This is a genomic window from Pseudonocardia sp. SID8383, from assembly GCF_009864975.1.
Lineage (GTDB): Bacteria > Actinomycetota > Actinomycetes > Mycobacteriales > Pseudonocardiaceae > Pseudonocardia > Pseudonocardia alni.
Map to the genome: position 1 here is coordinate 1 of NZ_WWFY01000181.1, position 8,065 is coordinate 8,065.

Sequence of the window (8,065 nt, forward strand, 5' to 3'; positions counted from 1 at the left end):
GCGCACGGCGTCGTCGCGGCGTGAGGGCGCACCCGCGCGCCCGGACCGGGGGGTCGGGCGCGCGGGTGGCCGCGGCGGGTCAGCGCGCGGGCTCCAGGACGAAGACCGGGATGGTCCGGGAGGTCTTCTCCTGGTACTCCGCATAGGGCGGGTACGCCGCGACGGAGCGGTCCCACCACTCCTGGCGCTCGTCCCCGGTGACCTCGCGGGCGACGAAGGTGCCGGTCTGCGTGCCGTCCTGCACCTGGACCTGCGGGTTCGCGACCACGTTGTGGTACCAGGCCGGGTGCTCCGGGGTACCGCCCTTGGACGCGATCATCGCGTAGGAGCCGTCGTGCTCGACGCGCATCACCGGCACGTAGCGCTGCTTGCCGGACTTCGCGCCGGTCGTCGTGACCAGGATGATCGGACGGTCCATGACCGTGACGCCCTCGGTGGTGCCGTTCTCGAGGATCTTCTCGGTCTGCTCGCGGACCCAGTCGGTCGGGGAGAGCTCAGCGTTCTGCGTCATACCGGTGGAGAACCCGATACCTCCTGTGATCATTCCTCGCAGCCGGGTGAGGGGCTGGTGCGGGGCGCCGGACGGTGCCTACGGTGCCGGTGCACGACCAACTGAACACGCGGGAGCTCCGTCGCGCGGGGCTGAGAGGGCGACTCGCCGGTCGCCGACCGCAGAACCGGCCGGGTAATGCCGGCCAGGGAGGACTGTCATGACGACGGCACCAGTGCGCCCGCAGCAGGTCACCACCGGCCCGATCCAGGGGTCGGCCAAGGCCTGGATCTCCGGACCCGACGGCATCACCGTCCCGGTCCGGCGGATCTCGCTCTCCAACGGCGAGCACCACGACGTCTACGACACCTCCGGCCCGTACACCGACTCCGACGCGACCGTCGACCTGTACGCCGGGTTGCCCCGGCTGCGGGAGCCGTGGGTCGGGTCGCGGGAGCCGGGGACCCAGATGTCCTGGGCGCGGGCCGGGATCGTCACCCCGGAGATGGCCTACATCGCCGTCCGCGAGCGGTGCGACGCGGAGCTCGTCCGCGCCGAGGTCGCCCGCGGCCGGGCCGTGATCCCGGCCAACCGCAACCACCCCGAGTGCGAGCCGATGATCATCGGCAAGCGGTTCCTCACCAAGGTCAACGCCAACATCGGCAACTCCGCGGTGACCTCCTCGATCGCCGAGGAGGTGGAGAAGATGGTGTGGGCGACGCGGTGGGGTGCCGACACCGTGATGGACCTGTCGACGGGCCGGGACATCCACGAGACCCGCGAGTGGATCCTGCGCAACTCGCCGGTCCCCATCGGCACCGTCCCGATCTACCAGGCCCTGGAGAAGGTGAACGGCGACCCCGCCGCCCTGAGCTGGGAGGTCTACCGCGACACCGTGCTCGAGCAGTGCGAGCAGGGCGTGGACTACATGACCGTGCACGCCGGCGTGCTGCTGCGCCACGTGCCGCTCACCGCGAAGCGGGTCACCGGGATCGTCTCCCGCGGCGGGTCGATCATGGCCGCGTGGTGCCTGGCGCACCACGCCGAGTCGTTCCTCTACACCCACTTCGACGAGCTGTGCGAGATCCTGCGCCGCTACGACGTCACGTTCTCCCTCGGCGACGGCCTGCGCCCCGGCTCGATCGCCGACGCGAACGACGAGGCCCAGCTCGCCGAGCTCGCCACCCTCGGCGAGCTGACGAGGATCGCCCGCGGCCACGACGTGCAGGTCATGATCGAGGGTCCCGGCCACGTCCCGATGGACAAGATCGTCGAGAACGTGCGGCTGGAGGAGGAGTGGTGCGACGAGGCGCCGTTCTACACCCTCGGCCCGCTGGCCACCGACATCGCGCCCGGCTACGACCACATCACCTCCGCGATCGGCGCAGCCCGCATCGCCGAGGCCGGGACCGCGATGCTCTGCTACGTCACGCCCAAGGAGCACCTGGGACTGCCGAACCGCGACGACGTCAAGGTCGGGGTGATCAGCTACAAGATCGCCGCGCACGCCGCGGACCTGGCCAAGGGCCACCCGCACGCCCAGGCCCGCGACGACGCGCTCTCGCAGGCCCGGTTCGAGTTCCGCTGGCGTGACCAGTTCGCGCTCTCGCTCGACCCGGACACCGCGACCGCCTACCACGACGAGACGTTGCCGGCCGAGCCCGCGAAGACGGCGCACTTCTGCTCGATGTGCGGGCCGAAGTTCTGCTCGATGAAGATCACCCAGGACGTCCGGGACTACGCCGAGGCGCACGGGCTGACCAGTGTGGAGGCGATCGAGGCCGGGATGGCGGAGAAGTCCGGGGAGTTCCGGGACGAGGGCGGCCGGGTCTACCTGCCGATCTCCGCCACGGACTGAGGCCCGGACCGGGACGTGCACCGCCGGGGCCGCGGGGATCCCACCCGCGGCCCCGGCACCGTCTACCGTCGTCGGCGACCACGCACGACGCGGGAGCTCGCGGAGCAGGCGGGCTGAGAGGGCGGCCGGGTCCCACCGGACCGGCGTCGCCGACCGCGTACCGGCCGGGTAATGCCGGCCAGGGAGGACACGTCCATGGAACCCACCGTCGGCACCACACCCCCGCGGGTCATGACGATCGCCGGAACCGACTCCGGCGGCGGCGCGGGCATCGCCGCGGACCTGCGCACCTTCGCCGCCTGCGGGGTGCACGGCTGCCTCGCCGTCTGCGCGGTGACCGTGCAGAACTCGGTGGGCGTCACCGGCGTGCACACGATCCCGGTCGACACGATCGCCGGGCAGATCGCCACGGTCGCCTCCGACATCGGGCTGCAGGCCGCGAAGACCGGGATGCTCGCGAACGCCGAGATCATCGAGACCGTCGCGCGGGCCTGCGACGGATGCGGCATCGGCGCCGGTCTGGCCACGCCGTTCGTCGTCGACCCGGTCGCGGCCTCGATGCACGGGGACCCGCTGCTGGCCGCCGAGGCGCTGGACGCCTACCGGCACACGCTGTTCCCGCGGGCCACGCTGGTCACCCCGAACCTCGACGAGATCCGGCTGCTCGTCGAGCACGACGTCCACGACCGCGCGGGCCAGTACGCCGCGGCGAAGGCGCTGCACGCGCTCGGCCCGCGCGCGGTCCTGGTGAAGGGCGGCCACCTCGCCGAGGACACCGACGGTTGCCTCGACCTGCTCTACGACGGCGAGACCGCCGTCGAGCTGCCCGGCCCGCGCTTCGACACCGGCCACACCCACGGCGGCGGGGACTCCCTGGCCGCCGCGATCGCGTCCGGGCTCGCCCGCGGGATGGAGCTGGAGGCGGCGGTCCGGTTCGGGAAGCGCTACATCGTCGAGGCGGTCCGCCACGCCTACCCGCTGGGTGCCGGGCACGGACCGGTCTCGGCGCTGTGGGCCGGACGGCCGTGGTGGGACGAACGCGACTGACCCTCGCCGGTCCTTGGATACGAGATGGATGCGCTCTCAACAGATCCGAGGTCGGGGACGACCGGCCCCCGGCGTGCCGCAGATGCGGTGATCTGCCCGCGCGTCGCTCCGCGAAGGGTGCCCTGACCTGGGGATCGGGCGCTGTGGTCTGCATCGCACAGGCCGGTCGAGATGTATACGCTCGCGTCCGATGAGCATCTTGGGCACCCGCGTCGTCCGCACCGAGGATCCGGTCTTCCTCACGCGCGGCGCGACCTACACCGACGACCTGACCGAGGAGCGGCTGACCGGGGCGTTGCACCTGACGCTCGTCCGCTCCCCGCTCGCCCACGCGACGATCACGTCGATCGACACCTCGGCGGCGCTCGCGTCGCCCGGCGTCGTCGCCGTCGTCACCGGGGCCGACCTCGACATCGCACCGGCACTGCTGTTCCCGGGCGCGAACAAGGTCATGACCCGCCCGTTCCTCGCGACCGACCGCGTGCGGTTCGTCGGCGAGCCGGTCGCCGCGGTCCTCACCGAGGAGTTCTACCAGGGTGAGGACGCGGCCGAGCTGGTCGACGTCGAGTACGAGCCCCTGGACGTGGTGATCGACCCGCTGGCCGCCGCCCGCGACGAGACGCTGCTGTTCCCCGAGGCCGGGACCAACACCGCGGCCGCCTACGGGCACGACGAGGAGCAGGACGCCTCGTTCTTCGACGGCTGCGAGGTCGTCGTCACCCGGGACCTGGTGAACCAGCGCCTGGCCGCGGCCCCGCTGGAGACCCGGGCCGCGAGCGCCTTCTGGGAGGGCGACCGCGTCACCGTCTACATGTCCAACCAGAACGCCCAGGGCGGCCGCGACGAGATCGCCGGCTGGCTGGGCCTGGACAAGGAGAAGGTGCGGGTCGTCCTGCCGGACGTCGGCGGCGGCTTCGGCGCGAAGATCGGGTCCGACCCCGAGTTCGCCCTCGTCGCGTGGCTCGCCCGGCAGCAGGGACGTCCGGTCCGCTGGAACGAGTCCCGCTCCGAGAACATGACCGGCATGGTGCAGGGCCGGGCCCAGCGCCAGACCGTCACGATCGGCGGCACCCGCGCGGGCAAGGTCACCCACTATCGGCTCGACGTCGTGCAGGACCTCGGCGCCTACCCGCGCCTGGGCACCTTCCTGCCGATGTTCACGCGGATGATGGCGCCCGGCACCTACGACATCGAGCACGTCGACTCCCGCGCGAAGGCCGTGGTCACCAACACGACCTCGGTCGCCGCCTACCGCGGCGCCGGCCGCCCCGAGGCGACCGCCGCGATCGAGCGCGCGATGGACCTGTTCGCGGCCGAGATCGGCAAGGACCCGGCAGAGGTCCGCAAGCTCAACGTCGTCGCCCCGGACCGGTTCCCGTTCCAGACCAAGGGCGGGGTGGAGTACGACTCCGGCGAGTACGCCAAGGCGATCGACCTCGCCCTGGAGAACGCCGGCTACGACCGGCTGCGCGCCGAGCAGAAGGCTCGCCGCGAGTCCGGCGACGCCCGCCAGATCGGCATCGGCGTGTCCTCCTACGTCGAGATCACCGGTGGTGGCGCGTTCGCCGAGGACGCCTCGGTCGAGGTGCACCCGGACGGCTCGGTGACCGTGCTGACCGGCACCTCCCCGCACGGCCAGGGGCACGCGACGGCGTGGGCGATGCTCGCGTCCGACCAGCTCGGCGTCCCGATCGAGAAGATCACCGTCAAGCACGGCGACACCGACCTCGTCCCGCGCGGCGGCGGCACCATGGGGTCGCGGTCGCTGCAGACCGGCGGCGTCGCGGTGCACCAGGCCTCGGCCGAGCTGATCGACCTGGCCAAGCAGCGCGCGGCCGAGCTGCTCGAGGCGGGTGTCGACGACCTGGAGCTCGACCCGGCGAACGCCGCGATCACCGTCAAGGGCGTCCCCGGCGCGAAGTCGGTGACCCTGGCGGAGCTGGCGGCCGCCGAGCAGCTCAAGGTCGACACCACCTGGGACGGCAAGAAGCCGACCTTCCCGTTCGGCGCGCACGTCTGCGTCGTCGAGGTCGACACCGAGTCCGGCAAGGTGACGGTCGAGAAGATCATCGCCGTCGACGACGCGGGCCCCATCCTCAACCCGCTGCTCTGCGACGGGCAGCGGCACGGCGGGATCGCCCAGGGCATCGCGCAGGCGCTGCTCGAGGAGGTCATCTACGACGAGGAGGGCCAGCCGCTCACCGGGACCTTCGCCGACTACGGCATCCCGTCGGCGGCCGAGCTGCCCAGCTTCGACCTGGTCGAGATGACGACCCCGACGCCGGTCAACCCGATGGGCTACAAGGGCATCGGCGAGGCCGGGACGATCGGCTCCACCCCCGCCACCCAGAGCGCGGTCATCGACGCCCTGTCCCACCTCGGCGTCACGCACATCGACATGCCCCTGACCCCGATGCGGGTCTGGGAAGCCATCCAGGAGGCCTCCAAGTGAAGGTCGAGATCACCGTCAACGGTGAGCCCACCAGCGCCGACGTGGAGCCCCGCCAGCTGCTCGCGCACTACCTGCGGGAGACCGTCGGGCTGAAGGCCACCAACATCGGCTGCGACACCACGTCCTGCGGTGCGTGCACCGTGCTGCTCGACGGCGACGCGGTCAAGTCGTGCACCGTGCTGTCGGTGCAGGCCGACCAGCAGTCGGTCACCACCATGGAGGGGCTCGACGGCGCGTCCGAGGGCCGCCCCGAGCACCCGGTCACCGCGGCGTTCCGGTCCGAGCACGGGCTGCAGTGCGGCTTCTGCACCCCGGGCATGGTCATGTCCGCGGTGTCGCTGATCAGCCACGACGACGACCTGGACGAGCGGAAGGTCCGTGAGGGCCTGGAGGGCAACCTCTGCCGCTGCACCGGTTACCACAACATCGTGCGCGCCGTGCTCGTCGCCGCGGGCAAGGACCCGGACGCCGCGCAGAAGGCCGAGGCCGAGTCCGACGCGCTGCGCACCGCGCCCGCCTTCTCCCGTGGGGAGGCCGGCGCATGATCCCCCTCGCGTTCGACTACGCCCGCCCCGACACCCTCGACGACGCCATCGCGCTGCTCGCCGAGAAGGGCGAGGACGCCAGCGTCCTGGCCGGCGGCCACTCCCTGATCCCGGTCATGAAGGTGCGCCTCGGCGCGCCGGAGTTCCTGATCGACATCGGCCGGCTGCCGGAGCTGAGCTACATCCGCGTCGAGGGCGACGAGCTCGCCGTCGGTGCGGCGACCAAGCACCGCGACGTGGTCGACTCGGCCGAGGTCGCGAAGGAGGTCCCGCTGCTCGGGGCCGTCGCCCGCACCGTCGGCGACCCGCAGATCCGGGCGCGGGGCACGCTGGGCGGCACCGTCGCCCACGCCGACCCGGCCGCGGACCTGCCCGCCGCGCTGCTCGCGCTGGACGCCACCGTCGTCCTGCAGGGGCCGCGCGGGAAGCGGACCGTGCCGATCGGCGAGTTCTACACCGGCGTGTTCACCACGGTCCGCGAGCCCGACGAGCTGATCGTCGAGATCCGGATCCCGCGCTGCGGGGACAAGGGCTGGGCGTACGAGAAGTTCACCCGTCGCAGCAACGACTGGGCGATCGTCGCCGTCGCCGTGTCCGACGACCGGATCGGCCTGGTCAACATGGGGTCGACGTCGTTGCGGGCGACCGCGACGGAGCAGGCGCTGAAGGACGGGAAGTCGGTCGCCGAGGCGGCCGCGCTGGCCGCCGAGGGCGCCGAGCCGCCTGCCGACACCCACGGGTCGGTCGCCTACCGCACCCACCTGGTGCAGGTGCTGACCCGGCGCGCGCTCGAGACGGCGCGCGGCCAGGGCTGAGCCACCCCCGGGAGGCCGGGCTCACACGAGCCCGGCCTCCTGGGCGGCGATGGCGGCCTGCGTGCGCGAGCGCAGCCCCAGCTTCGCCAGCACCCGGGAGACGTGCGTCTTCGTCGTCCCCTCCGAGATCACCAGCTCCGCGGACAGCTCCGCGTTCGAGAGTCCGCGGCCGAGTCCGGCGAGCACGTCGGTCTCGCGTGCGGTGAGCCTCTCCAGCCCCGGCACCGACGACGGCCGCGGCGCCCCCGCGTAGCGGCGGATCACCCGCCGGGTCACCTCCGGTGCCAGCACGCCCTCGCCGCGGGCGACCGCCCGGACCCCGTCGGTGAGCCGGGCCGCGTCGACCGACTTGAGCAGGAAACCGCCCGCGCCCGCCGCCAGCGCGCCGTCGACGAGCTCGTCGAGGTCGAACGTGGTCAGCACCAGGACCTGCGCGGAGCCCTCCGTGAGGATCCGCCGGGTGGCCTCGATGCCGTCGATGCCGGGCATCCGGATGTCCATCAGCACCACGTCGGGCCGGTGCTCGGCGGCGGCCCGCACCGCGGCGAGCCCGTCGGCGACCTCGGCGACGACGTCGATGTCCGGTGCCGAGCCGAGGATCAGCACCAGCCCGGTGCGGACGGCCTCCTGGTCGTCGGCGACGACCACCCGGGTGCTCATCGCGGTACCTCCTCGTCGGTGCCGGTGCCGGTGCGGATGTCCGGGGTCGGGTCCGGGTCCGGTGCCGGGCCCAGGGGCAGGTCGGCCCGGACCAGCCAGCCGTCGTGGTCGGGGCCCGCGTGCAGGGTGCCGCCGACGGCCCGGGCGCGCTCGCGCAGCCCGTCGAGCCCGGTGCCGCCGTGCAGCCCCGGGCCCGCC

Annotated in this window: 7 protein-coding genes and 1 pseudogene; 5 read left to right on the plus strand and 3 right to left on the minus strand. The window is 72.8% G+C overall.

The window, feature by feature from the left end; all coding sequences use genetic code 11:
• Positions 1-79 precede the first annotated feature (79 nt).
• Complete coding sequence (locus GTW08_RS04485; RefSeq protein WP_073576653.1) at positions 80-511, minus strand: nitroreductase family deazaflavin-dependent oxidoreductase; 432 nt, start codon at positions 509-511, stop codon at positions 80-82.
• A 199-nt stretch (positions 512-710) separates the two neighbouring features.
• On the opposite strand from GTW08_RS04485, the gene thiC reads away from it, so the two are divergent.
• The 5 genes from thiC (at position 711) to GTW08_RS04510 (ending at position 7,207) form a co-directional block, all read left to right on the plus strand.
• On the plus strand, positions 711-2,348 hold the full coding sequence (gene thiC / locus GTW08_RS04490) for a phosphomethylpyrimidine synthase ThiC (RefSeq protein ID WP_073576652.1): 1,638 nt from the start codon (positions 711-713) through the stop codon (positions 2,346-2,348).
• A 195-nt stretch (positions 2,349-2,543) separates the two neighbouring features.
• Positions 2,544-3,395: a bifunctional hydroxymethylpyrimidine kinase/phosphomethylpyrimidine kinase gene (thiD, locus tag GTW08_RS04495; RefSeq protein ID WP_174565890.1), complete on the plus strand. Its 852-nt coding sequence runs from the start codon at positions 2,544-2,546 to the stop codon at positions 3,393-3,395.
• A 190-nt stretch (positions 3,396-3,585) separates the two neighbouring features.
• Positions 3,586-5,847, plus strand: a complete 2,262-nt coding sequence (locus GTW08_RS04500; RefSeq protein WP_073576650.1) for a xanthine dehydrogenase family protein molybdopterin-binding subunit — start codon at positions 3,586-3,588, stop codon at positions 5,845-5,847.
• Positions 5,844-6,392, plus strand: coding sequence for a (2Fe-2S)-binding protein (locus tag GTW08_RS04505; protein ID WP_073576649.1), 549 nt, complete (start codon positions 5,844-5,846; stop codon positions 6,390-6,392). Before GTW08_RS04500 ends, GTW08_RS04505 begins: the two co-directional genes overlap by 4 nt.
• Positions 6,389-7,207: an FAD binding domain-containing protein gene (locus tag GTW08_RS04510; protein ID WP_073576648.1), complete on the plus strand. Its 819-nt coding sequence runs from the start codon at positions 6,389-6,391 to the stop codon at positions 7,205-7,207. Before GTW08_RS04505 ends, GTW08_RS04510 begins: the two co-directional genes overlap by 4 nt.
• A gap of 21 nt (positions 7,208-7,228) precedes the next feature.
• Here the strand turns inward: GTW08_RS04510 and GTW08_RS04515 are convergent, their stop codons facing one another.
• A complete protein-coding gene (locus GTW08_RS04515) occupies positions 7,229-7,867 on the minus strand; it encodes a response regulator transcription factor (protein ID WP_073576647.1) in 639 nt (212 codons plus the stop codon).
• Positions 7,864-8,065: pseudogene (locus GTW08_RS04520) on the minus strand (hypothetical protein); the annotation flags it as partial. The pseudogene GTW08_RS04520 and the gene GTW08_RS04515, both read right to left, overlap by 4 nt.